At 56.0% G+C, this 25125-nt stretch carries 23 protein-coding genes and 1 riboswitch; of the genes, 10 read left to right on the top strand and 13 right to left on the bottom strand.

What is annotated here, in order from left to right; genetic code table 11:
- The first annotated feature begins 130 nt into the window (after positions 1-130).
- Both N0M98_RS18810 and thiO read left to right on the top strand, forming a co-directional pair.
- Positions 131-769 carry a thiamine phosphate synthase gene (locus N0M98_RS18810; RefSeq protein ID WP_249865002.1) on the top strand — a complete coding sequence of 213 codons (639 nt, stop codon included), beginning with the start codon at positions 131-133 and terminating at the stop codon, positions 767-769.
- A complete protein-coding gene (gene thiO / locus N0M98_RS18805) occupies positions 766-1884 on the top strand; it encodes a glycine oxidase ThiO (RefSeq protein ID WP_259618822.1) in 1119 nt (372 codons plus the stop codon). The genes N0M98_RS18810 and thiO overlap by 4 nt, the downstream gene beginning before the upstream one ends.
- 1 nt (position 1885) lies before the next feature.
- On the opposite strand, the gene N0M98_RS18800 is transcribed toward thiO, so the two are convergent.
- Positions 1886-2563 carry a tetratricopeptide repeat protein gene (locus tag N0M98_RS18800; RefSeq protein WP_249866257.1) on the bottom strand — a complete coding sequence of 226 codons (678 nt, stop codon included), beginning with the start codon at positions 2561-2563 and terminating at the stop codon, positions 1886-1888.
- 204 nt (positions 2564-2767) lie between these two features.
- Between N0M98_RS18800 and N0M98_RS18795 the strand changes: the two genes are divergently transcribed.
- Together N0M98_RS18795 and N0M98_RS18790 are read left to right on the top strand one after the other, a co-directional pair.
- The gene (locus N0M98_RS18795; RefSeq protein WP_259618821.1) at positions 2768-3070 is read left to right on the top strand and encodes a hypothetical protein; all 303 of its coding nucleotides are present in this window, start codon (positions 2768-2770) and stop codon (positions 3068-3070) included.
- Between the two features lie 251 nt (positions 3071-3321).
- Positions 3322-3948 (top strand): FMN-dependent NADH-azoreductase, encoded by a 627-nt coding sequence (locus tag N0M98_RS18790; protein WP_249865005.1) that lies wholly within the window; start codon positions 3322-3324, stop codon positions 3946-3948.
- A gap of 348 nt (positions 3949-4296) precedes the next feature.
- On the opposite strand, the gene N0M98_RS18785 is transcribed toward N0M98_RS18790, so the two are convergent.
- The gene (locus N0M98_RS18785) at positions 4297-4590 is read right to left on the bottom strand and encodes a hypothetical protein (RefSeq protein ID WP_249865006.1); all 294 of its coding nucleotides are present in this window, start codon (positions 4588-4590) and stop codon (positions 4297-4299) included.
- 216 nt (positions 4591-4806) lie between these two features.
- Between N0M98_RS18785 and brfA the strand changes: the two genes are divergently transcribed.
- Positions 4807-5046, top strand: a complete 240-nt coding sequence (brfA, locus tag N0M98_RS18780) for a ribosome rescue factor BrfA (protein WP_249865007.1) — start codon at positions 4807-4809, stop codon at positions 5044-5046.
- Positions 5047-5088: 42 nt separating this feature from the next.
- Here the strand turns inward: brfA and N0M98_RS18775 are convergent, their stop codons facing one another.
- From N0M98_RS18775 to N0M98_RS18760, 4 genes are all read right to left on the bottom strand, one after another.
- Entirely contained in the window at positions 5089-7269 is a 2181-nt protein-coding gene (locus tag N0M98_RS18775) for a dihydroxy-acid dehydratase domain-containing protein (protein WP_259618820.1), read from the bottom strand.
- 36 nt (positions 7270-7305) lie between these two features.
- On the bottom strand, positions 7306-8769 hold the full coding sequence (gene gucD, locus N0M98_RS18770) for an alpha-ketoglutaric semialdehyde dehydrogenase GucD (protein WP_259618819.1): 1464 nt from the start codon (positions 8767-8769) through the stop codon (positions 7306-7308).
- Positions 8738-9658 (bottom strand): fumarylacetoacetate hydrolase family protein, encoded by a 921-nt coding sequence (locus N0M98_RS18765; RefSeq protein ID WP_259618818.1) that lies wholly within the window; start codon positions 9656-9658, stop codon positions 8738-8740. Before N0M98_RS18765 ends, gucD begins: the two co-directional genes overlap by 32 nt.
- Before the next feature lie 206 nt (positions 9659-9864).
- Positions 9865-10632 carry an IclR family transcriptional regulator gene (locus N0M98_RS18760; protein WP_259618817.1) on the bottom strand — a complete coding sequence of 256 codons (768 nt, stop codon included), beginning with the start codon at positions 10630-10632 and terminating at the stop codon, positions 9865-9867.
- A gap of 305 nt (positions 10633-10937) precedes the next feature.
- Here N0M98_RS18760 and N0M98_RS18755 point away from each other — a divergent pair, with 305 nt between their 5' ends.
- Positions 10938-11075 (top strand): DUF6254 family protein, encoded by a 138-nt coding sequence (locus N0M98_RS18755; RefSeq protein ID WP_249865012.1) that lies wholly within the window; start codon positions 10938-10940, stop codon positions 11073-11075.
- Between the two features lie 75 nt (positions 11076-11150).
- Entirely contained in the window at positions 11151-11336 is a 186-nt protein-coding gene (locus tag N0M98_RS18750) for a hypothetical protein (protein WP_259618816.1), read from the top strand.
- Positions 11337-11426: 90 nt separating this feature from the next.
- On the opposite strand, the gene N0M98_RS18745 is transcribed toward N0M98_RS18750, so the two are convergent.
- The 7 genes from N0M98_RS18745 to N0M98_RS18715 all read right to left on the bottom strand — a co-directional run bounded on the left by N0M98_RS18745 (position 11427) and on the right by N0M98_RS18715 (position 22534).
- Positions 11427-12194 (bottom strand): sugar phosphate isomerase/epimerase family protein, encoded by a 768-nt coding sequence (locus N0M98_RS18745; protein ID WP_259618815.1) that lies wholly within the window; start codon positions 12192-12194, stop codon positions 11427-11429.
- Positions 12195-12401: 207 nt separating this feature from the next.
- Positions 12402-14696, bottom strand: coding sequence for a putative bifunctional diguanylate cyclase/phosphodiesterase (locus N0M98_RS18740; protein ID WP_259618814.1), 2295 nt, complete (start codon positions 14694-14696; stop codon positions 12402-12404).
- A 72-nt stretch (positions 14697-14768) separates the two neighbouring features.
- Positions 14769-15095 (bottom strand): helix-turn-helix transcriptional regulator, encoded by a 327-nt coding sequence (locus tag N0M98_RS18735; protein ID WP_249865016.1) that lies wholly within the window; start codon positions 15093-15095, stop codon positions 14769-14771.
- A 156-nt stretch (positions 15096-15251) separates the two neighbouring features.
- Positions 15252-15947 (bottom strand): response regulator transcription factor, encoded by a 696-nt coding sequence (locus N0M98_RS18730; protein WP_249865017.1) that lies wholly within the window; start codon positions 15945-15947, stop codon positions 15252-15254.
- Between the two features lie 62 nt (positions 15948-16009).
- Entirely contained in the window at positions 16010-19864 is a 3855-nt protein-coding gene (locus tag N0M98_RS18725; RefSeq protein WP_259618813.1) for a response regulator, read from the bottom strand.
- 218 nt (positions 19865-20082) lie between these two features.
- Positions 20083-20856 carry a sugar phosphate isomerase/epimerase family protein gene (locus N0M98_RS18720; RefSeq protein WP_259618812.1) on the bottom strand — a complete coding sequence of 258 codons (774 nt, stop codon included), beginning with the start codon at positions 20854-20856 and terminating at the stop codon, positions 20083-20085.
- Complete coding sequence (locus N0M98_RS18715; RefSeq protein ID WP_259618811.1) at positions 20786-22534, bottom strand: glycoside hydrolase family 28 protein; 1749 nt, start codon at positions 22532-22534, stop codon at positions 20786-20788. Before N0M98_RS18715 ends, N0M98_RS18720 begins: the two co-directional genes overlap by 71 nt.
- Positions 22535-22774: 240 nt before the next feature.
- Positions 22775-22909, top strand: a riboswitch (cyclic di-AMP (ydaO/yuaA leader).
- Between the two features lie 5 nt (positions 22910-22914).
- On the opposite strand from N0M98_RS18715, the gene N0M98_RS18710 reads away from it, so the two are divergent.
- From N0M98_RS18710 to N0M98_RS18700, 3 genes are all read left to right on the top strand, one after another.
- Positions 22915-23793, top strand: a complete 879-nt coding sequence (locus N0M98_RS18710) for a CAP domain-containing protein (RefSeq protein WP_259618810.1) — start codon at positions 22915-22917, stop codon at positions 23791-23793.
- A gap of 213 nt (positions 23794-24006) precedes the next feature.
- A complete protein-coding gene (locus N0M98_RS18705; RefSeq protein ID WP_249865022.1) occupies positions 24007-24327 on the top strand; it encodes an SPW repeat domain-containing protein in 321 nt (106 codons plus the stop codon).
- Positions 24328-24495: 168 nt separating this feature from the next.
- Positions 24496-25020 carry a DUF1572 family protein gene (locus N0M98_RS18700; protein ID WP_249865023.1) on the top strand — a complete coding sequence of 175 codons (525 nt, stop codon included), beginning with the start codon at positions 24496-24498 and terminating at the stop codon, positions 25018-25020.
- Positions 25021-25125: the final 105 nt, after the last annotated feature.

The raw sequence follows: 25125 nt of genomic DNA, 5'->3' as shown, positions 1-25125 counted from the left end.
GTGTATCTATCCGCTTTCCTAGCGTCAAGTTTCTATGATTTGATATTTTTATGACATCTTGGACAAACGCTTTGACGGTACCAAGGGGCTGCGTTATGATGAGAGAAACAAGACCGGAAGGAGCGCTGCTATGAGAAAGCACTCACTGCACGTCATGACGACGGGACAGCAGGAGCTGGCCCGGGTCGCGGAGATTGCCGGTCAATGTCCGACGGAGCTGATCGATGTGCTCCATATTCGCGAGAAACAGCGCGGCGCCGGTGAAATCACCGCATGGTACGCCGCGCTGAAGCCGTTGTTTGCGCAAAGCGCCGTACATATTAACGACCGGCTGGACGCCGCTCTGGCCGTTGGAGCGCCCGGCGTTCAGCTCGCCTACAACAGTTTGAGCGTAAGCCAAAGCCGCCGCATTCTGCCGCCGTCGGTCTCGATCGGCTGCTCCGTTCATTCGGCCGAAGAAGCGGCCGCAGCCGCAGAGCAGGGCGCCGATTACGTTCTGTATGGGCATATTTTCGATTCGAATTCCAAGCCGGGGCTCGCGCCGCGGGGCATTCAGGCTCTCGCGGACGTCGTCAAGGCATGCTCCGTGCCGGTGATTGCCATCGGAGGAATCGAGCCCGGAAATGTCGATGAAGTGCTGTCCACCGGCTGCGCAGGCGTCGCCGTCCTGTCGTCGGTACTGCTCCATGCGGAGCCGGCAGCGCAGATTCGGCGTTTCCGCGAAGCGATAGATCGGTCTCATCATAATCTTAGGAGTGGGTTAAATTGAACAGCACGACCTCAGCTATCATTATCGGGGGTGGCATCATCGGCTGCGCGATCGCTTCGGAGCTGCTCCGCGCCGGCGTCCGCTGTACGCTGATCGATAAGGGAGCTCTGCTTCAAGAAGCGTCTACAGCCGCAGCGGGCATGCTGGGAGCTCAGGTGGAGATCCATCATCCCGGACATTTCTATGAGCTGTGCCGGTGGAGCCAGCAGCTGTACCGGGAATGGACGGAGCAATTGCAGCGGATCAGCGGCGGCGTATCGCCGCAATATATAAATGAAGGCATTCTTCGTACGGCATGGGATGAAGACGACGAGCGCGAGCTGCGCAGCCGTCTCGGCTGGATTCAAGACGCCGAATGGCTGGAAGCGGACGGTTTGCGTGCGCTGGAGCCGGCCATGGCCGCCGGTATCCGCGGCGGCTTCCACTTCCCTAACGACCATCAGGTGCATCCGGTCCACCTGGCCAAGACATTGCAGGCCGCGCTCTACAAGCAAGGCTGCACGATTCGCGAATGGACGCCGGCATTCGGTCTGATCGAACGCGGCGGGCGCATCGCCGGGGTCCGCACCTCCGAAGGCGAGCTGCTGGCGGACCATGTGATCGTTAGCGCCGGAGCATGGAGCCCTGCGTTGACCGCACCATGGGGCATTGAGCTGCCGATGTTTCCGGTCAAAGGCCAATGCATTTCTGTGAGAACGGATGCGCCCGTCACCCGTAAAACCGTGTTTACGAAAGGCTGCTATATTATTCCCAAGCAGGACGGAACGTATCTCATCGGCGCGACGCAGGAAGAGGCCGGCTTCGACAAACGCTGCCACGTCTCGGCCGTCAGCGCGCTTCACGCCAAGGCGGCGAAGCTGCTGCCTCAGCTCGCGCAAGCCGAATTCGTCGGCACATGGGCCGGCCTGCGCCCCGGCACCCGGGACGGTCTGCCGTTCCTCGGCGCTCCGTCCAAGGCCCCCGGCCTGATCGTCGCGACCGGCCAATTCCGCAACGGGATTCTGCTCGCGCCCGCGACCGCAAAGCTCGTTATGCAGCTGGTAACCGGCAGCACCACGGAGCTCGATTTGACGCCGTTTCATCCGGACCGCGTCCTCGCGGCGGCTGTGGACTGATCTATCCGTTCGTCATGCTATAATAGCGGGCCAGCAAAGCCCAGCGGCGTTCGAAACGCCGTCTATACTTAGGAAGTCCGCGGTACAGCTCGACCGTCTCACGGTAAGCGCCGCGGGCTTTTTCTTTATCTCCCAGACGGCCGTACAGCCGGCCGAGCCGATAATAGGCTTCGCAGGAAGAGGAGTTGACGGAGCCGAAAGTCTCCAGATAATGAATCGCTTTGGCCGGTTCCCGGTCCGCCCACGCTTCGGCGAGGCGTAAATAAGGCTCTCCGTATTTGACGCGCGGGTTCATCTCGAACGCTTCGAGAATAAGCCGCTCTCCTTCCTGCAGCTCCCCCAGCTTCAGACGGCATATGCCGAGCTCCGCTCTGACTTCGGCCGAATCCTCCATCACCGCGAACACTTGCTCCAGCAGCTCCGCAGCTTCGCGGTACCGCTTCTTTTCCATTAATATTCGCGCCGCATCCAGCTTGGCGGAAGTCTGGTGGGGACTCAGCCTAAGCTCCTGCCGCAGCTTGGATAACCGCCTCGACTGCCGGATCGGTTTCGTCACGCTCGGAGTCAGACCGATAAACCGGCGCTCCAGCGCATAGAACACGATCAGCAGCACGATAATGGCCACAATGGGACTTCCCGTCAGCCAAGTCAATAAGAAAAATAACAGCACCTTGCTCATAATACCGTACCCTTTCGTGTCTTTTTTTCCCATTCATTGTAACATATTATTCTCCCGGCCGCCCGCGGCGCCGAACTCGGAATGATTTCTCTCTTTTTGGTGAATAAAGGGAGATGTGAACAATTTGCGTACGGAGAAGGACTTTGCGCCGGAGATAGCGAATGAACATAGGTTACAGTTAAGATATTCGGGGGGATTTGCTCGATGAACGAAATACAAGCAGGCAAATGGCGCAAGACGAGAACCATGGGGAAAGGCAAGTACGTGATGTATTTCGGGGTGCTGGCCTGGGGCTTGTCGCTGACGCTGCTGTTTACGGCAATGGAATGGTTTACGCAGCATACGGTGACGGCATCATGGATCTACATCCGCATCGCGGTGATGGGAATTGCCGGCTTTTTTATTGCCAATTTTCGCTGGGATGCCCGCGAACAGCGTTTTCACGCGTTCGAAGCGGCAGCCAAGGCGCCCGGCGGCGGCAAGCAGGCGAAGAAGAAAACATCCTGATGCTCCTTGGACCCGCGGCAGGCGGGCAGCGGCGGACGATTGCAGGAGGGCGGAACGCTTACGTTCCGGCCCTCTTTCTTTTTTTCAGAAATGGAGAAAACATTTTTGCGTAGCCGCTTGACAAAAGTAAGTAATTAAACTATTATACTTACGTAAAGTAAGTTAATTTCTTTTACGGCGCTTTGCTTACATCCGAATTGACTTGTCTTTGCAAAAATAAATCACTCATTTTATTCAAGGAGGAATTATTCATGTCTAACGTTCTTTTCGTAAAAGCTAACGGCCGCCCTGCAGACCAATCCGCTACAGTGAAATTGTATGATTCTTTTCTCGCTTCCTATAAAGAAACTCACCCGCAAGATTCCGTAACCGAGCTCGATCTGTTCGCCGAAGAGCTTCCTTACTACGACGTCGATACGCTGACAGGCTTGTTCAAATTGGGCAAAGGCTTCGAGCTGACGTCCGTTGAAGAACAAAAAGCGGCTAACGTCAACAAATACTTAGAGCAATTCCTTGCCGCCGACAAAGTCGTGTTCGCTTTCCCATTGTGGAACTTCACGATTCCTGCGCAGCTGCTGACTTATTTGTTCTACATCGTTCAAGCCGGCAAAACTTTCGCTTACACTGCCAACGGCCCTCAAGGCTTGCAGCCTAACAAAAAAGTCGCTCTGCTGAACGCGCGCGGCGGCGTATATTCCGAAGGACCTGCAGCGGCTGTTGAAATGTCCTTGAACTATGTCAAAACGATCATGGGCTTCATGGGCATTCAAGACGTCACTACGGTCGTTGCCGAAGGACATAACCAATTCCCTGACAAAGCCGAATCCATCATCGCCGAAGGCGTTAAACAAGCGGCTAACGCAGCGGCATCGTTCTAATCATGAAAAGGGCTCCATTTCTCGCTAAGAGAAGTGGAGTCTTTTTTGTTGTTTAGGAAATGATGCGCAGCAATATTCTGTGGATATCCGGGGGCTCCCCCGAAAGTAATGTCTACCCATATCCCAGAGGAATGGTTAGACGCCGATCCAGCTTAGGCTGGAATAAGCTTCAGAGCATCACGTCACTGTTGGGGGATTTGTTCCGCATAGAAAGAAAATAGGCCCGCTGATCGCTCGGATCGCAGGCCTCAAAGTTTTTTATATTAAAAAGGGGGTCGATACTTATTAAAGCCGCCCAACATTAAGACAAGGTGAAAAACAGATTACAATTATGTTACTGCTTCGTTCCTAGGCTTCATCGGCCGCAGCTTTTTTTTTCATGACAAACAGAGCGAAGGCAAGCAAAATTTCGGTGTTCACAAAAGCGATGCCATAGCCGAACAGTCCGAACATCAGCGAGAAGCCTTCGAATAAAGAGGCCCACCACAGGCAAGCCGGTACGAAAATCGCCAAATCGACGAAGAGGGAAACGAGAAAGGAGAGGAGCATTTTTTTCGTCTTGAGCATAAGCAGCACGCCGACGAGGTTCGTTGCGATGAAAGCGGCGCTCATAATAGACCAGTAATAGAAATCGTATGACAAAGGGTTCACTCCCGAATCGGTATCATGCTTTCTCTAATCTAACATTCCGCTCTGTCGAAAACAACCGATTTTGCATTTTGTTTCAAAACTGTCATACTATCGCGGCGCTATGTTTTTCGGTATAATTAAGAAGAGACTGCCGACCGGCCCCATCGCTCATTCCGAGCCATGATGGAAGGAACGGCGGGATCGACAATGTTAAAGGAGGCCTGTTTAATGGCACAGAGCAAAGCGAAGAAGCGGCGCATGCGCAGCATACGCGAAGGCGGAATCGACCCGCAGATGAATCGATTGACTTGGGGAAGCGTCGTTCCCGTGGAAAGAAAGACGCCCACCTGGACGGAGAGCAAAGATAAATTGCATCACAAGCATAAACGCAAATGGAACCGCGAGCTGCATCACAGCGACGGTTCCATTTTTTGTTTATGCGGCGGCGGACGGCCGCAGGCCGTCTAGGAGTTTATCCGATGCACCGCGTAACTCCCATCGGACAAACTCTTAGCGCCAGGGCAGCTCCGCCTCCTCCATAACGGAGGCGGGCACGACTCCGCGGGCGGCGTCGGTACAGCCGCCCATGCGGTTGCTTGCGGCGACGCGGCGACGCCGCGCGCGCAGCCGCTCCAGCCGCGCCGCGCCGAGGGCGGCGCGCTGCTCCTGCAGCAGGCCCGCATGCTCCGCGATGCGGCCGGCTGCGAGCTCTTGCGCATCGAGCAGCTCGATGCGCTTCGCGCGAAAGCGCAGCTGCAGCACGTCGCCCTGCTGCAGGTACAAGATCCCGCCGCCCGCGCTCGCCTCGGGCGTCACGTGGCCGATGGCCGCTCCGTAGGTCACGCCCGAGTAGCGGCCGTCGCTGATCAGCGTGGCCAGCCGCTTCAGCTGCCGGTTGGCGTTAATATGCTGCATCGGCGTGAACATCTCCGGCATGCCGAAGGCGGCGGGCCCTTGGCCGGAGATGACGACGGCCACCCGCATGACCTCGCGCTCGATCATCGCGTCCCACCAGGCGTCGTAGCCCGCATCCTGCGGCGGCGCGGAATCCAGCGACTCCGGCGCGTTGTGCTCCCACATCCGCCGCATCAGCGGCAGGGCGAAAGCGCGCTCGGCGCGCAGCTTCTCCAGCAGCCGCACATCGAGCAGCTGCGCGTTCGCCGCTTCCTCGTTCTCAAAATACAGCACGAACGCCAGCTTATCGTCGAAATGATCGAGCTGCTTGGTCGGCATGCCGCTCACCTTCACGACCGCGCTTTCGAAAAATCCGCTCCGCAGCACGTCGACGCCGCTGAAGCTGCGCCGCGGCTTGCTCAAAATAATGCGCGACTCCGTCACGCCGTCGGCGCTCAGGCCGGTCCGGTCGGCGAGGCGCTCCCGCCATGTGCGGCCGGTGACGGTCATGGCATCCGCATCCATCGGCACCCCGTTATTTTGCAGCTCGTAAAACAGCGTCTCCATCCCGCGAATCTGACCCGAGCAGCACTGCTGCGCCAAAACGTAAATGTCTCTGCCCTCGGTCAAGCTGTAATCGAACAAATCGGGAACAGGATGCTCCTGCAATATGCGCTCGACGTCCCAGATAGAGAAGTCGTAACCGGCGTAAATCATCGCGCCGACGATATGCATCATCAGGTTCGTCGAGCCTCCGGCCGCGCTGTGAATGCGGAGCGCATTGCCGATATTCGCCTTCACCAGCTCCGCCGCGCCGCATTCGGGGCGGTTCAATATGGCGAACAAGCCGTCGACGCCTTGATTGACCTGCTGCTGTCCGGGCGGCTCGACGAGCAGCTCCAGGGCGGGATGGACGAAGCCGAAGCCGGCCATCACGTCGCGCGAGCTGTTGCCCGTGCCGTGGAAGGCGCAGATGCCGCCCTTGGCGTCGCAGGTGGAGACGGCAAGCCGCTTCTCGAACGATTTATGCTGCCCGGCGGTAATCAGCCCTTGCTCGACGGCCCTGGCCAGCACACCTTGGAACGCCGTATTCGAAGTGCATTGAAGAATATACGACAAGGCGTCCCGAATGTCGTCCGCCATATCGGCGAATCCGGCCGACTCCGCGGCTGCCGCGATCTGCAGCAGCTCGTCCCTGAGGTCGTCCGGGATCGTCCCGCCCTTCAGCACATGCGTCGGGGCGAAGGTCGCCGCCACCGGCGATTCGCCGCGCAGCCTGCGCACCCGGTCCAGATGCGCCAGACCGCTGAGCACGCCGAGCGGCTGCTTATCGCAGCCTTGAATGACGAAGGCGGCGTGATAAATATGCGCCTCCATCTGGCTGACGACCATCTCGGCGATCGCGTTGCGGCTCTGCAGCGAATAAGACATGCCGCTCGTGCTTTGGGCCGTGCCGTCGCAAAGCACCGGCGTGCTGAAGCAGAACGGCACGCCCCCGTTCTGCCATATTCGAACGGCCGCCCGGGCGATCGTCTCCAGGTCGAGAATATGCGCCGGATGATCCGGCGATCCGCCGATGATCGCAACCCGCGGCGCGTTCGCCTCCAGCCGGTCGTATATTTCATCCTGCGTCCAGTCCGGCTTGGGACCTTCATATGCGGGACCGAGCAGGCTTTTGGCGCGATCCAGCAGCCCGGCGACCGTAATCGGCTCGTTCGCTTTGGCCTGCACATTGTCGCGGTAAGGATTGATTTCGCTGTGCATCGTAATCGTTCGTTTCGGCTCTTGTCCGCCCATCGTTTTCCCTCCGGCTTCTTTCGCTTAGTGTCCTTTTTACCCTTTGACGAACACGGTCTTAATTGCTGTGAAAAACTCAATCGCCGCCTGCCCCTGCTCGCGCGAATGAGAGCTGGACTGTTTCATCCCCCCGAACGGAGCTTGCAGCTCGACTCCTGCCGACTCGGCGTTGATCCGCACTAAGCCCGCATCCATCTCGCGGATAAAGGCAAGCATGCTTCCGATGTCGCGCGTAAAGATCGAAGCGCTCAGACCGAACTCGGCGTCGTTGGCCGTCTCCAGCGCCTCCTCCAGCGTATCGACCTTCATCAGCGCCAGCACGGGGCCGAAGATTTCTTCGCGGGCGATCGTCATCTCCCGGCTGACCCCATCGAATACCGTCGGCTCTACATAGAAGCCCTGCCGCAGCTCCTCGCCGCCCGGCACGCCCCCTCCGCACAGCAGCTTCGCCCCTTCCTGCTTGCCCTTCTCAATATATCCGAGCACGGTATCGAGCTGCGCTCTGCTGGCGCAAGGGCCCATCCAAATCCCTTCCTCCAAGCCGCTGCCGACGCGAATTTGCCCTACTTTCTCCAGCAGCTTGCGCTTGAATTCCTCGTAGACGGCGCTCTGCACGATGACCCGGCTGGTCGCCGTACATTTCTGCCCGGTGGAGCGCAGCCCTCCGCTGATCGTCGCCTCTACGGCCAGATCGAGATCGGCGTCGGCGGCGACGATGACCGGATTTTTGCCGCCCATCTCCAGCTGGTATTTCGCGCCCCGCTTCAAGGCGCCCATCCCTACCTGCTTGCCTACCTGATCGGAGCCGGTAAAGGTGATGCCCTGGATGTGCGGATGATCGATGATCGCTTGCCCGATCACCGTCCCGCGTCCCGTCACCATATTGACGACGCCGGCCGGAAGTCCCGCCTCCTCGAAGCATTCGATCACGAGCGCCGCCGTGACCGCCGTCTCCTGAGCGGGCTTAAATACGACCGTATTGCCGTAGATGAGCGCGGGGGCCATCTTCCACACCGGAATCGCCACAGGGAAATTCCACGGCGTAATGACGCCGACGACGCCGAGAGGAGCCCGCGTCGTGAACATCAGCGCGTCGCTGTCGCTGGACGGAATTACATCGCCCACCTTGCGCATCCCCTCTCCGGCGTAATAGCGGAGAATCGCTACGCCGCGCGCCGTCTCTCCCTTCGCTTCGGGCAGCGTCTTGCCCATTTCCCGGGTCATCACCGTCGCCACTTCGTCCAGACGCCGCTCCAGCGCGTTCGCCGCCTTGTATAAGAACTCTCCCCGCGCCGCGCCGGACAGTCTGCTCCATGCCTTCGCCGCTCCCCGGGCGGCAGCCGCCGCCTCGTCGAGATCTTCGCGCACGGATTGCTGAACAAGCCCGACCGTCTCCAGACGGTTCGCCGGATTGATGCTCGGCACCGTCTCGCCGGATATCGAGGCTTTCCATTGCCCTCCTATATAGTTAAGAAACGTACGATTGGCTGTTTCCGTCATTGTCCATCACCCTTTCCACAGTTTGAACATAATTCACCAGCGTCCCGATGCCGCTGATTTCAATTTCGATCCGGTCCCCGTCAAGCAGAGTAAATTCATTCGGCGGCACGATGCAGGTGCCCGTAAGCAGCACCGTTCCGTCCCATATCTCGTTGTCGCGCAGCAGAAACCCGACCAGCTCGTCAAAGCGCCGCTTCAGCTGGCCCGTGCTCGCCGAGCCCTCTACGGCCAGCCGATCGCCGCGGTAAATCCGGCAGACGATATCGAGCGCGTAAGGATCGTCGACCGTATCGGCAAGCCGGATCGCCGGGCCGATGGAGCAGGATCTGCGCCACATTTTGGCCTGCGGCAAATACAGCGGGTTCTCGCCCTCAATATCCCGGCAGCTCATGTCGTTGCCGACCGTATAGCCGATAATCCGGCCGCGCCGGTCGATGACGAGGCCGAGCTCCGGTTCCGGGATTTGCCACGACGAATCGCTGCGCAAGCATACCGTGCCGCCCGGTCCGACGGTGCGGGCGGCCGTTGATTTGAAGAAAATTTCCGGACGCTCCGCTTCGTACACTTTATCGTAAAACGTCGTAGCATCCAGCCGCCCGCCTGTCGCTTCGTAATTGCGCGCTTCCTTGCTTCGCTCATACGTGACTCCGGCCGCCCAAACTTCCGGAGCCGCTATCGGAGCGAGCAGTGTGAGCGCTTGCATACGATCGGCAATAGCGGGCCGCCGCTCAATTTCCCGGCTGAGCCAGCCGCTTACGGACATCCCCTCGGCGTCCGCCTTCTCCACCAGCTCGAACAGCTCCCGCTGCTCCAGCGGGTGAACCGCCTGCTCCTCGGTAACGGCTGCCAGAATGGGCTCGCCCTGCTGCAAATAACGAATGATTCTCATGAATTCGCCTCCAATTTGTTTTATAATATAAAACACAGTTTTGATAAATGTATACGAAAAACGTCCGTTCTTCCCTGCCTGGCTGCCAACCGGCACTGCCATAACCTTGCGAATCGCTATAGGCCGTGCCGCTATTCAGCCGGCCAGGCAAAGGACGGAACGTTAGATCGTCCGAAATATTCGTTTCCTCGCGAAACGGCTTGCTTTTACATTTTCACCAGACCGTGACCCAGCTGCTTCGAGATGTCCTCTCCGGCGCGCTTAAGCACCGGTATCAGCGATTCGAGCTCGCGGTCGTCCACGCTCGATACGAGCGTCGAAATGCTGACTGCCGCGGCCGCTTGACCATGGTGATCGTACACGGGCACAGCCAAACAGCGCACTCCTGGCTCGTTCTCCTGATTGTCGAGAGCGTATCCTTGGCTCCGCACCCGCGCCAGCTCCTCGACGAAGGAAGCTTCGTCCGTGATAGTTCTCGGCGTGTGCGAGGTATATTCATAATGATGCAGCAGCTTCGCAAGTCTGGCCTGCGGCATGAAGGCTGCAAGCGCTTTACCTACGGAACTGCAATGCAGCGGAATTCTTCTGCCGATGCGCGAGTAGCGGATTACCGCCCGCGGTCCCTCTACCTTGTCGATATATACGCCTTCTTTGCCCTCCAGTATAACCAGATGCGCCGTTTGCCCCGTCTCGGCCGCCAGCTGCAAAAGCTGCTTGCGGGCTATTGTGCGAATGTCCAGGCTTTGCAGCAGCAAATGCCCTCTCTCCAGCAGCTTCATACCGAGCCGGTATTTGCCCGTTTCGGCGTTTTGTTCGATATACGCATGCTCCTGCAGCGTTTTGAGCAAAGAGTGCACCGTGCTTTTATGCAGCTCCATCCGGCGGCTGATCTCGGTAATTTTCAGCTCCGTGTCATGCTCGTCGAACAAATCGAGAATTTTGAGCGCCCGGTCCAGCGATTGTATGATAGGCATATGCCAGACTCCTTCGTCGTAGTTGTTATCATTCAAGTTGTTTTATATTATAAAACTGAGTTTTGCATATATATTAACTATAGACCATCTTCCATAGTTTGACAACGCTTTTTTCTCCCGGAAGCTCTTATCAGTGCGGTGTTTATGCACGGTCTTCGACCGATAGGGGTTTTCCACTCGCCAGTTAGCATAAATCCAAAGCCGCCATGCCAACATAGAAAGGCGATAAAAAAATCGCTGCGATCCCCGTCTGATCTTTCAGCTAGGAAGGGGCACCTGCAAAATGCCAAAAGGAGGTTGAAGCTATGAGCAAATCGAAAGCGCGGCGCGAAAATGCGGACAAGATCCGCAAGCAAACTCCGCATCCGCACGGCCATATTACGTCTTTGGAGGAATACGCCAAGGAATACGAGGCCGGGCAGCAGACAAAGAACGGGAAGTAGGCCTGTCCCATACCGGTATCTTCCTCTCCCCTCCCTCATAAAATGAGGTATGAACGCATAGAAGGGGATGAGTGCATGGCACCTGTGCAATGGGCTGAGCTTTTTCTCTGGATGGTCGCTTTGGCCGGTATTATAGGCGGTTTCTGCGCCTGTATGTATCGCTTCATCAAGAACGATACGACCGAATACGACATGGAATTCCTATGGGATCGCAAGTATAGACTGAAGGACCTGGAGCTAACCCCCAAGCAGCGCAAATAACGGCCTCTCCCGCTTTTCACGCCTTATAAGCCCCCGAGCCCAATGGACCGGGGGCTTACTTTGCGCCGTAACGACGCGTCCTTTCGCCCGCTACAATCCCCACCGGCTTTTCAGAAAGCGCAAGGAGGCCGGGAGCTCCTGGGCGCGGTCATGCACCGTGCATTCCACCGACACGCCGCCGTCATATCCCGCGGCCTTCAGCCGCTCCACGAACGCTTCGTACGGATACTGTCCCGTTCCCGGCGACAGTCTCCCCGTATCGGCCACATGAATATGCGCAAGCCATTCACGGTTTTCCTCCAGCGTCTCCAGCGCTTCCCGCTCTTCATCCATATGATAAAAATCGGCCAGCACTCTGATCGGCGCCCGATTCACCAATCTCGCATACTGAACGCCTTCGGCGACGCTGTTAATGATGTTCGACTCCTTGGTATTTAAAGGCTCGATAGCGATCGTAAGCCCCGTCCCCTCGCATTCGTCGGCGAACCATCCGAGCAGCTTCAGCAGCTGCTCCTCCGCGCGCGCCCGCTCCCAGCCTTCCGGCACGTGACGGGCACGGCCGCTTCCGAAGACGGCGACCGAGGAGCCCGCGCGATTCATCGTATCAACGGCTCTCGCTACATAGCCGCGGATGCTTTCTTCGTCGGCGTCAGGACCTACGAGCCGCAGTTCTCCCGGAAACAACACATTCCACGCTCTTACCGGAATGACGCTGTCCATATAACTTGGCAACGCTTTCTTTATTTGCTCTGGCGGCTGCTTCATCAGCGGCGCCAGCGCGCATTCGATATAATCGTACCCCGCAGCCCGGAGCTCCTCCGCCTGCTCAATGCCCATGCACCATCCAAATGCCGTCATCTTCCATCCTCCTAAGCGTTTGCCGTAATCAGCTGCCTTAACAAGAGAAGGTTTCTGCTTCCATTGTACTGCACCCGGCTGCCGCATTGCAGGACGTTTATTGCGCAATCGCGCTCGTTTTCCACGTATCTTGCTTATCGACGACAGAAAGCCCGGAGCTTTTCCTTAACGGAAAAGTCCCGGGCCGTGACCGTCAACGCAGGGCTTCTACATTGCGCTTCGCCGCGCCGCGTCTTCCTCAGCCGCCATTTGGCGTATTTCCAGCTCGTACAGCGGTTTGCTGATCAAATAGCCTTGAGCGTACTCGCAGCCCCAGGCCCGCAAGCAATCGAGCTGTTCCTGCGATTCCACCCCTTCGGCGATGACCTGAATTCCCATCCGGTGAACGAGACTGACGATCGATTCCACGAGCGAATCCTCTACGGATTCATTCGTAATATCCTGTACGAACGATTTATCGATCTTTAATGCTCCGATAGGGAGCCTCTTCAAATAGCTGAGCGATGAATAACCGGTGCCAAAATCGTCGAGTGCGATCAGCACGCCGTAATCGCGCAGCGTCTCCAAATTGCCTATGGCCGCTTGGAACGATTCCATCAGAATGCTCTCCGTTATTTCGAGCTCCAGATCATGCGGCGCAAGCTGCGTCTCATTCAGGATGCCGATCACCATCTCCGCAAAGTCTGGCCGCTGCAGCTGGATAGCCGAGATGTTCACGGAAATGATCGATTGCGGATAGCCGATATTTTGTATCGATTTGTTCCGCTCGCACGCGGTGCGGATTACCCATTCCCCGATCGGAACGATAACTCCGCTCTCCTCCGCTACCGGGATAAAATCGTTCGGCGAAATCGTCCCCATCTCCGGATGCACCCAGCGGATTAGCGCTTCAAATCCTCGAATGCGTCCGGAACGCAAATCCAGCTGCGGCTGAAACTGCAAGATCAGCTCGTTATGAATCAGCGCTTTGCGCAGCGCCTCCTCCAGCCTGCTTCTCTTGATCAACGCTTCCCGCATTTCGGTATTGTAGAACCGGTAATGATTTTTACCCAGCTCCTTGACTTTATACATCGCCGTGTCCGCATTCTTGATCAGCTCTTCGCACGTTTCCCCGTCGGACGGATATAAAGCGATCCCCATGCTTAGCTTCAAGTGAATTTGCTCGGAGCCGATGGCCTGCGGATAACGAAATCCGTCCTGGATCGATTGTATGCGCGCCATCAGCGGCTGGAGCTGCTCTATATGTTCGAACAGCAGGACGAATTCATCCTCGCCGATCCGCGCCAGCGTGTCCTTCGGCGTCAAATACCGCCGCAGCTGCAGCCCGACCCGGTTCAGCAATTCATCCCCGAATGCGTAACCCCGCGTATCGTTAATCAGCTTGAAGTTGTCCAGATCGATGACGACGACCGCGACCATCGTCTCCTGCTCCTGCGAAGCGGCGATCGCTTGACTCAGCTTCTCCATCAACAGCTTGCGGTTCGGCAAATCCGTCAGCGTATCGTACAGCGACAGCTGCATAATATGCCGCTCCGAGTTGCGGATTCGTGTAATATCGTAGCAAGTTCCGGTGATCGATTTGACCTGCTGATCCATTCCGATGACGGGGGACAGCGTCGTCACATAGATTCTTGCGCTGCCGTCCGCATGGCTCATTTCCTTTTCGAAGGACACCGTCTTTTTGCTGTACACCGTTTCCGTCAGCAGCTCCTGCCAAGCGGCCAAGTTATCCTTGAAGCCGAACAGGTTGAACAGCCATTGCCCCTCGGGCTGGCCGGACGCAATGCCGAAATCGTTCATAAATCTCCGGTTAGCCGATAAGAGCATCCCCCGCAAATCGCAGCTGAATATCGAATCGTTGGAATTTTCGACAAGCGTGCGGTATTTTTCTTCGCTCTCGACGAGCCGGACTTCCGTTTCCTTTTTATGGATTTCATCGGCGAAAAAATAACGGATCAGCAGCATGAACAGCGGGAATAAAAGCAAAGTTGGCAGCGAATACCGGCTGATCATCATGAACGCGATAGACCGCGGCAGCGCCGTAAACCACAGCATCTCCTGAACGGCGACAAGCAGGCCGAATACGGCGTAAACGAGCGATTGGCTGCGGAATTTGGCGCCGACGCGGTGCACGAGCAGCCCGATCGCCAAAGCCGTCACTGTCGTGCCTATTCCGACAGGCATGCCTGTACCCCCCAAGTAAAACCGGTAACCCCCGACAAAAAGCATGGCGATCCATCCTGTAATGCCGCCTCCGAACGCTCCCGCCATCGCAACGAGCACAGCCCGGAAGTCGATGATAATTCCGTCCGCAACGGTTATCGGCAGCTGCATCACCGCAATCCCCGTCAAGCCGAACAACAAGCCCCATATGACCCGCAGCCATACCGGCGGAAGCTTGAAGATCAAGGGATAGATCCAATGAAACAAGAAGATAAACGATAAAAAGATCGAAGCGTTGCCTGAAATTTCTTTTAACGTATCCAATTCGACCGGGATCACTTCGTCCCCCCCCCTTTGGCTCCGTGAGGCTCATTGTTTGATTCATGCTGTTCTGAAGCATCGGACAGGCTGTTATCCGCTCAACCGTTCGTAAAACCGCTTTGGGTCGGCAGGCATTCCGGAATCGCAGCACAACGTCTGCAGGAGCATCGAATACAGCTTGCGGGTAGAATGAATGCCGAGCTTCTTCATCATGTTGTCCAAATGATTTTTGACGGTTTTGACGGAAATCGTGCAATGATCGGCCAGCTCTTGATTGGAATAACCGTAGAGCAGCAGCAATGCGGCAATTTCGGCCTCCCGCCTAGTTAACCGGTTACGCTCGGCAAAAATGTTCATCGTTTTTCTTACATATTCCAAATAGTTTACTTCATACTTCAATGACGCTCTTTCCAACATCGCTTTGCTTGAACCTCCAATACGTTACGACCCGCCTATACTGTTCTGCATAAAATGACAAAGAGCCGTATATTATGGCAATATCATCCACTCCTTGTCTAATTATGCGCGAAAATTGTAAAAAAAGTTTATGGATGAATGTTAGCGAAAAGCATGTCAGATATTCATAAATTTATATCCTACCCCCCAGACCGTCTTGATGTACTTAGGCTGTTTGGAATCCTCCTCGATTTTTTTGCGCAAATTTCCGATATGTACGTCGATAGCTCTGTCATTCACGAACGAGTCGAACCCCCGCACCGCATTGATCAGTTCTTCCCGGCTGTACACCTTGCCCGGATTGGCTATGAACAGCTTCATAATTTCAAATTCGGAGAACGTCGTATCCACTTGCTGTCCGTTCACATATAGCGATCTTTTGTCAAAATTGAGAAAAATTCTGCTGACGGCAGGAACATTCTCCGGTTCCAAAGCTCTCATCTGGCGGTTATAATAGGTTCTTCGAATCATAGCCGCTATTTTGGCCGACAGCTCGCGCATGCTGAACGGCTTGCACAAATAATCGTCCGCCCCGGCGTGCAGCGCGTTGACTCTGTCCATCACGTCGGTTTTCATCGAAATGACGAGAATGGGCACCGTCGACCGCTTGCGCAGCTCCCCGCACAACTGGATTCCGCTAACATCCGGCAGCACGATGTCCAGCAAGACAATGTCCGGATTGTAGTGTTCCAATATAGCGAGCGCTTCTCTTCCGCTCTCCGTGCGTTGAACCGCGTATCCCTCCTCCGACAAGTACATCGAAAGCATGTCCCCGATAATCGTGTCATCTTCAATTATGAATACTTTGTGCATCAGCGCCCACCTTCAGCAACTTAAATAGAAATCGTCCTAATTCCAAAATGGCAAATGGTTCCTCAAACTTTCCTTACATTTTGCGTCCATTCGTTCAAGCGGTTCCCGTTTGAATCCAGCGATTGCAAGATCGACTTCAACTCCCGGTCAAGCGTCTGCAGCTCCCGTTTCAGCTCTCCCGGCTCCTTGGGTCCGCCGCTTTCCAGCTTCGCTTCGAATTTGGAGGCCGCTGCGAACAAGCCGTCCGCCGCCAAGTTGCCCGCAACTCCCTTCAACGTATGAATGCTCCGCCGGACCGCATCCCACTGCCCCTGGGCAAGCTGCTCATACAGTTTATCGGCAAAACCCCGGTATTCCTTTTGGAAATGAGATAAAATATGCAGCAAAATCGGTATTTTGCCGTTTAATCGTTGTAGCACCCGCTCCAGATCGATGCCGCTCAGCCGGTCGAACATCGGCGGCTGCGCTCCCGCGGCAGGAGAATGGCGGCGCTGCTGCGGCCGCGCCGGCTTATCCGCCCATGTCTTCATCACCCGGATCAGCTCGTCGAAATCGACCGGCTTCGTCAGTATATCGTTCATCCCCAATTCCAAGCACAGCTCCCGCTCCTTAACGAGCCCAGTAGCCGTCAGCGCGACGATCGGCAGCTTATCGTACCGGCGCTCGGCCCGCAGCCGTCTCGTCGCCTCATAGCCGTCCATTTCCGGCATATGAATATCCATCAAAACCAGGTCCCACTCGGCCGCTTGCGCGTAATCCAGCGCTTCCCTGCCGTTACGGGCGACCGTAACGGAGTAGCCCTCGCTCTCAAGCAGCTCCGTAGCCACCTGCTGATTCAGCAGGTTATCTTCGGCGAGCAGAATCCGCCCTCTGCATTCCGCCCGGACTTGGGCCGGTGCGGCAATCGCCGGAGGCGGCGCGGCCGCGGGGAGCTCCAGCTTCTCCAGCACGGCGCGAACCGCCTGGAACAGCCCCAGCCGGCTCACCGGCTTCACAATCATCGTGTCCGGCCGCTTGTCATGCGGCATCCCCAGCATCTCCTCGCGACCGTAAACCGTCGTCATCGCGATCGTAAGCGAGCCCTTCTCCAGCGCCGCCGCTCTGCATTCGAGCCACGTCTCGGGACCGTACATATCCTCCGCTTCCATATCCAGAAGCACCAGATGGAAGCGATTGTCCGGCTGCTGCGCTTGCAGCAGCGCGCAGCCTTCGAGCCAGGAATCTACGGCATGCACTTCCAGCGAATACGAGCGGAGAAACTCGCAAAGCTTGCCGCGGATGACCGCGTTGTCTTCCACGACCAGCGCGCGGCGTATGGCGCCGCCTGCCGGCACCCTCAGCTTCTCCGCCCTGGCGTGCGCGGCCAGCGCGAACGGGATTGCGAAGGAGAAGCGGCTGCCCTTCCCCTCCACGCTGCTGACGGCCAGCGACCCGCCCATCATCTCGATTAAGCTTTGCGAGATGACAAGACCGAGTCCCGTACCCCCGTATTTCCGGCTCGTCGAGCCGTCGGCCTGGGTGAACGGACGGAACAGCTTTTGCAAATGCCGCTTGTTGATCCCGATGCCGGTGTCCTCGACCATAAACTCGATCCAAATGTTCCCCGCAGTTTGGCCCGCAATCGTTAATTTTACAATAATGAAGCCCTCGGATGTAAACTTGATCGCATTGCTGCACAAATTGAGCAGCACCTGTTCGAGGCGCAGCGGATCGCCGATGAGGGCGTCAGGCAGTTCCTCGGGCGTATCGACAATAATATCGATCGGCGATTTGCCGAGAAACACGCTCATCATATCCGATACGTTCCGCACGATTTCATTCATGTTGAAGCTGACCTTCTCCAGCTCCAGCTTGCCCGCCTCTACCTTGGCGAAATCCAAAATATCGTTCAGCAAGCGCAGTAAAGTGTTGGACGAGGCCAACATTTTGCTGCAGTATTCCTTCTGCGTGGCGCTCATCTCCGTCCGCAGCATCAGTTGGGCAAAGCCGATAATTCCGTTGAGCGGCGTCCTGATCTCGTGGCTCATGCGGGCGAGGAACAAGCTTTTCGCTTCGTTCGCTTCATCCGCTTCATGCTTGGCCAGAAGAACCTCCGACTGAATCCGCTTCTGCTCCGATATATCCCGCGCAATGACGGAATAGTAGATCACCCGCCCGGCCTTATCCCTATGGGTAACGAGAACAAGCGACATCGGCACCTTCCTGCCTGCGGTCGTCAGAAGGAATGATTCGGTTTCCCAGTATCCTTTTTCACGGACCCGGTCCAATCCCTTGACATAATACTGGAACGTCGCGCTGTCGAGGTACAGCTTGGCCCATTCCGTGCGCTCATCCAGCCGATCGATGCAAAGCAGATCCATCCCGGCCGGATTCATGTAAAAAATTTTCCCCGTGACGTCTATGGAAGCGATTAAATCTTTGGCCGCGTCCAAAATGCTTAACAAGCGGTTACGGGCTTCCTCCGTCTGCTTGTACAAGCGAATGTCATGCGCTATGCCGACATATCCCGTGACATAACCGTTCTGGTCGCGCATCGGGCTGACATTCAAATTGACGGGAAAGCGGGTGCCGTCCTTATGAATGTAGGTCCATTCGTATTCCTCCGAAACATGATGCACCGACCGGGTCAAAAATACGGAAATATCCGGCTTTACCGGAACGCCCAGCTCTTTGGACAATCGTTCGGATCTTTCGGCGATTTCCCGCTCGTCGTGCCAAAGAAACATCCTTTCTTTATAAACGATTTCTTCCGCCTCGTAGCCGAGAATTTTTTCCGCCGTTCGATTGAAATAAGTCACTTTATAATCGGTGTTAATGACGACTATGGCGTAATCGTTCTGATTAATGATCGCATTGAGCCGTTCAAACGCGTTTCTCAGATTGTCGACCATACCGTTGACCGACTGAGCGAGAGCCCCGATCTCATCCCCCGAGCGAAATAATATCGGCGAAACCTTGAGGTTGCCGCCCGCCACATTCTCGGTCACGTTCAAAATTTGCCTGATCTGATTCACTACTTTATTCAATAAGATAAACATAATGATGCCCAGCAGCAGCTCCGTCACGACAACCGTAAGCACGGTGCGCCAAAATAGCGATTGCAGCGGCTTCTCGAACGATCGGTATGAAACCTGCACCGCCATATACCACTTCGTTCCGGGTACCTCGGAATAAAAGAGCAAGTAAGGCTCTCCCTTTACTGTGGTTTCTACGAAGCCGTACCGTTTGCGGGCAAGCTCGGGAACGATCGGCTGAAAAGGGGAATCGGAATCGAGCACATTCGAGCGCAGAATTTTGTCGTGATCGGGATGATAAATAATCGTTCCGTCCCGTTCGAACAGCACAGTGACATCCGAAGGTCCGACCATAAAGTCGGTAAACCTGCCCAACACCCGGTCCGCCGCCAAATCCGCATTCAATACTTCCTTAATCCGGTATTCATTGTCGAAAATCGGAACTCGCATCGTAATCATCAGCTTGCCTGGCGTCTGGCCGGGCATAGGATTCGATACGACATCGTCGCCCTGCAGCGCATCGCTGAACCCCGCTTCCCCGGCAATCGGCGTGACGGAGCCGTCGATCTGCTTCAGAATGCCCCGCGTATCGCTAATGCCGAAGGAGGCAAAATTGCCCGACGACCGATTCCGCTCCCTTAATAAATATTCCAGCCGCTCGTTATCCGTTCCGTAACGGATCAAGTCGGTATGGCTGATCACCTTGACTTCGGCCAGCCTTGTCGAAATCCATGTCGAAAGATCCTGCGCCTGGGTCTGCACTTTGGCCCTGGCATTGTCTTTAAGCGATTGGAGGATGGTCAGCTTGGCCGCACGGTAATTGCTGGTCCCTACCAGAGTCAGTGAAATACTCGTTATTAGTAAAAACAACACACTGATTCGCACTCGCAGCGACGCCCTCATCGGCCCCTCCCTTAAATAGCGGGTCCGAACGGACCCTATATGTAGCTCGAACTTAGCCGTCCGGCCTTTTTATTATACTCTTAGCCTGTGTCGAATCCTACCTTTGCAAGTCAATTTCGACATGAAATTCGGGAACTTTTTGTTCCGGGGCAGCGCCAAATAGCCGTTCCCGTCCCGCAAGGGACAGAAACGGCCGATTGACGCCGGCTTAAATCGACTTACGGCTCCAGCTGCTGCCGGAGCAGACTCAGATCGTCCAGAGCCGCCTCGTACAGCTGTTCCCGCTGCTCTCCCTGCCCGGTTCCTTCGGCAAATTCGAGAGTGAACGAGCCGCGGAAGCCGGCTTCTCTCATCTCCTTAAGGATGCCGGCGATATGGGCGGGATTGCGGTTCAGCCGTTGAAACGTCTGGCCCGACAATCGGTACTGCACATGAGCGTGGGTAATCGACGAACCCAGGCGGCGAAACCAATCGGCCAGCGGGCCGAGACTGTGAAACGGATGCACGATCGCCTCACAGCGGTCCATCGCCAAAAGCGCCGCTGCGGCCGCCTGCGGCTCCTCCATCACCGTGCCCGGATGGCATTCGCATAGCAGGCGGCAGTCTGCCGGCAAGAGCCGCGTCCACTCGTTCCAGTTGCGGATATATGTCTGCAGCTTCTCCGGCTCCCGGCCGAAGTTAAACTTCACCGCCCGCGCTCCGAGCCGGCGGATCAGCCGGGCCGCTTCCGCCCGCTGCTCCTCCGCGCCGTCGGCGAACGATATGTAGGAATTGTAGACGGCGATAGGCAGCTCGGATCGCTCCAGCCGAGCAAGCTCCTGCTCTTCGCAGCGGGCGGCATGATTCTCCCACAGCTCAACGCCGTCAAACCCGTCCCGCCGCCAACGCGGGAGCCAATCGCTGACCCGGTAAGAAGGCTCCTTATCCGCCGTCCAGCGGTTTTGCTCCAGCAATATCGTGCCCATATAGATTTCTCCAGTCTTCCATGTCATGCGCGTCAGCTCCTTTGGCGCAATTATACGGCTTGACGCCGCTTTCAGCACTCTTCCCTCCCATCATAGCAGAAGGAAGATGGCAGGACTGCTGCAGTTTTACCGCGCCGGCCGTCACTTCCTCGCCGAGTATGACGGCCGCCGGCGCTCCGGCGGATACCGCCCGCAAGTCGATGCCCGCAGTGCGTTCGCCGGTCGCATGCAGCAATACTTCCTGCCGCGCGGGGCAAGATAGCTTCTCTATCAAGATGTCGCGGCTGTTGTGGATACGCGCCACAGGTCCCTCCTCTTTCGGCACGACGGTAACCTCGCTCATCGAGATGTTCTCCGCGTTCGAGCACTCGATCGCCCGCTGCGCCTCGATGCAAACCCGCTGCAGATGAATGCCGCGAATCGGCATCTCCGGCAAGCCCTTGAGCTGAATGCCCGTCTCGGCGCCCGCGCATACGGCGTCTTCAATGAAGATGTCGCGGAACCGGGGCGTTCCTTCGTTCACTTCCGCCGCCGCGTCCGTATCGGCCTTCACCTCGTAATACATATTGAAGGTGATCGCTTCGCGCGCGATATCCTTCATTCGGATATTGCGGATATACACCTGCTCGACGACGCCTCCCCGGCCGCGGGTGCTCTTGAAGCGCAAGCCGACGTCGGTGCCGACGAACGAGCAATCCGATACGAGCATATGGCGCACGCCGCCCGACATCTCGCTGCCGATTACGAAGCCGCCGTGGCCGTGGTAGACGGTGCAATGACGGACGACGACGTATTCGCAAGGCTTGCCCAGTTTGCGTCCCGCTTCGTCTTTGCCCGATTTGATGCAGATCGCGTCGTCTCCGACATCGAATACCGAATCCGTCACCTGTGCATATCGGCATGATTCAAGATCCAGCCCGTCTCCGTTCTGGGAATACCACGGATTGCGCACGGTAACGCCGCGAATCGTAATATGCTCGCTCACCCAATGATGCAGGCACCAGCCCGGCGAGTTCTGGAAGGTGGGCCCGTCCAGCAATACGCGCCTGCACTCGCGGAAGCTGAGCAGAACCGGACGCAAGTAAGCTTTGACCGGCTCGTAGTCAGCCAGCGCCGCCGTGCTTTGCTTGCGCAGCCGGTTAACGGTTGCGGCTCCGTTCATCGCCGCCTCGGAAGGCCACCAGATTTCGCCGTCGGCATCGACGACGCCGCCCGAGGCGGTTAATTTCCCCCATTGCAGCTCGGTCATTTTGAACTTTTTCACCGGGCGCCAAGCATCCCCGGCTCCGTCGAAAATACCGCCGCCGGTAATCGCGATATCCTCCAGCCGCTCGGCGAACAGCGGGGACATGCAGCGAACGGCGGGAAGCCCTTCGAAATTCGATTCGATTAACGGATAATCGGCATAGTCGCTGCTAAAGCGAATGACCGCGCCGGGCTCTGTATGTAAACGAATGCGGCTTTTGAATACGATGGGACCGGTCAGCCAGACGCCGGACGGAATAACGACCGTTCCTCCGCCCGCTGCGGCGCAAGCCTCGATCGCCTTCGCGATAGCCTCCGTATTTTTCGTAATTCCATCGCCGCGTGCCCCGAAATCGGTAATTATAACGTTGTATTCCGGTATATTCGGAAGCTCAATCTCGGGCATGTCGAACGGCGGATTGCTCTCGTAAGCTGCATCTGAGTGCACAGTATGATTCACTTCAATTTCCTCCTGCCTTAAAATTACCGGGTATGACCGGATGTCGTTGCATTGACGGGTTTATCATAGCAACGAGTGCCGATATCCACAATAATCTTTAGCTCACATATCGGATTTAACGCCGCTGGAAGACTTTGTCCCATGAAATCGGACAGGACACGTGCTACAATGTAATAGCTCAAGGACAGCCCACCGGGATCCGATACTAGAGTCGGGCAACAACGAGCACAAGTTTCAAAAAAACTATAAAGGCCGAAGCTTCTATATAAAGCACGGGGGACCCATTCCATGGGGTGAAGCCGCTTCTTGCGGCAGGGTGATTGCTCTTTGACCCGAATCCGTCAGCTAACCTCGTAGGCCGCGAAAAGGAGAGATTTTTCTTGAATCGTTTTCAAAAAGTGTTATTGACAGGTGTACTTGCCCTTAGTCCAATTATCGGCGTTAGCGCCGCTTCCGCTGCTCCAGCGAATACGGTTACAGGTAACGATGCATTGAACGCTTTGACGCAAAAGTACGGCGTTGATCTGAATTCCTTGCTTAAAGGACAGCAAGGCAGCGGAATTGACCTGAATTCCTTGCTGAACGGCCAACAAGGCAATTGGCAAGTATTCAAGCCGGGCAGTAACAGCAACGGCAATATGTGGGCAGGCATGTGGAAGCAAGTTCCAGCTCAAACAACGAATCCCGGATGGGGATGCGACAATGGCAGCACAGGCAATGGCGCAGGCACTGTAGATAACGGTACGGACACTTCCGATAACGGAACTGGTACTGTAGATAACGGTACGGACACTTCCGATAACGGAAGCGGTACTGCAGATACAGGCACTGGCACTACGAATAACAACGGAAGCGCAGGCTCGGATCAAGGAACGGCTAACAGCTCGCAATCCGACTATGCCGCGCAAGTGATCAACCTGGTCAACCAAGAACGCGCAAAAGCCGGGCTGAGCGCCTTGACGGAAGACAGCTCCTTGTCCAATATGGCTCTTGTCAAAGCTAAAGACATGTACACGAACAATTACTTTGATCATAACTCGCCGACTTACGGTTCTCCGTTCGACATGATGAAGCAATTCGGCATCAGCTACTCTTACGCCGGCGAAAACATTGCCAAAGGTCAACGCGATCCGCAAGAAGTGATGAACTCTTGGATGAACAGCCAAGGGCATCGCGAGAATATTTTGAGCCCGAATTATACGAAAATCGGCGTTGCTTATTATAACGGCGAATGGGTTCAAGAATTTATCGCCAACTAATTTTTATAACGTAGTATGCCACAGCCTCCGGTGCGCCATGCATCGGAGGTTTTTCCTTTTATGCAGCCTCTTTTTTGCAAAATCCCGAACGTTTTGAAACCGCTTGCATATACATATGATAAGGCTTCCTCCCGCCGCTGGCTCGACAAAAGCGGGTTGCCAAGCCGGTGCGCGCCGCTTCAACGTTTTTCATCATTCGGGAGGTGTAATCAAATGGCGGTTAAAAATTTGCTCGCTGCATTGATTGGTCTCTTGTTTGTTTTTGCTCCGCATTGGATTCAATTCGCTCATGAAAGCGCTGTCGTAACCAGTGTCGTCTTCGGATCGATTCAGTTTATTGCGTCCTTGTTCGCCTTTTATTTGAAGAAGCCGGGCTGGAACTCCTGGTTCAACTGGCTGTCGATGCTGTCGGGAATCTGGTTCGTCATTTTTCCGTTCGCCTATTTGTCCGGCTTGGCAGAGTATATCATCTATATCGCGCTCGGCATTACTACGGTAATGCTGAATTATTATACGATGAACGAAGACTTGTGATGCGGCTTTGATGCAAAGTTAAGGCGAAGCTGATGCCTCCTCGAAAACGTCGGTTATTCTCCCGATGAATAAAAAGTGTATCGACGTCGATAAAAACATTCGAATGTACTTTTTGCGTACGATCCCTTATCGTAAAAGGGTGACACGATGAGAATGAGGAGGAAGAATATGGAATCCGCAGCTTCGGTATCCGCATTGTTTTTGGAAGAGAGCATTCAGGCGTTTCACAGCATGAAAAAACTGGCTGACCGCGCGATGGCTCAGCTGGGCGAAGAGCAATTTCACGTAACGCTCGACGATGAATCCAACTCGCTGGAAATTATGATCCTGCATATGCACGGCAATATGCTGTCGCGCTGGACGGATTTCTTAACCGCCGACGGCGAAAAGCCAAGCCGCGACAGAGACGGCGAGTTCGAAGCCAAGGGGCTCGGCCGCGAGAAGCTGCTGGAGCTTTGGGAGGAAGGCTGGTGTACGCTGTTCCGAGCGCTGGAGGGACTGACCCCCGGCGATACGACGCGGAACGTAACGATCCGGGGCGAAGCGCATACGGTCGTGAAGGCAATTCAGCGGCAAGTATCCCATTACGGTTATCATGTCGGCCAGATCGTGTTCCTCTCCAAGCATTTGGCGAGCAATCATTGGCAGACGCTGAGCATCCCGCGCGGGCAATCCCGCCAGTTCAAGCCTTAAACGCCCAGACAAGCGTCAAAGCCGCTACTCCACTTGCGAATAGCGGCTTTGCCTTTTGCAACTGGGACGGGATCTAGGCGTACGCTCCGGCGATTAGATGCTTCG

The organism is Paenibacillus doosanensis (genome assembly GCF_025060755.1).
Taxonomy (GTDB): Bacteria; Bacillota; Bacilli; order Paenibacillales; family NBRC-103111; genus Paenibacillus_S; species Paenibacillus_S doosanensis.
Note: the sequence above shows the minus strand (reverse complement) of the source record. Positions and strands in the feature narration are given on the sequence as shown.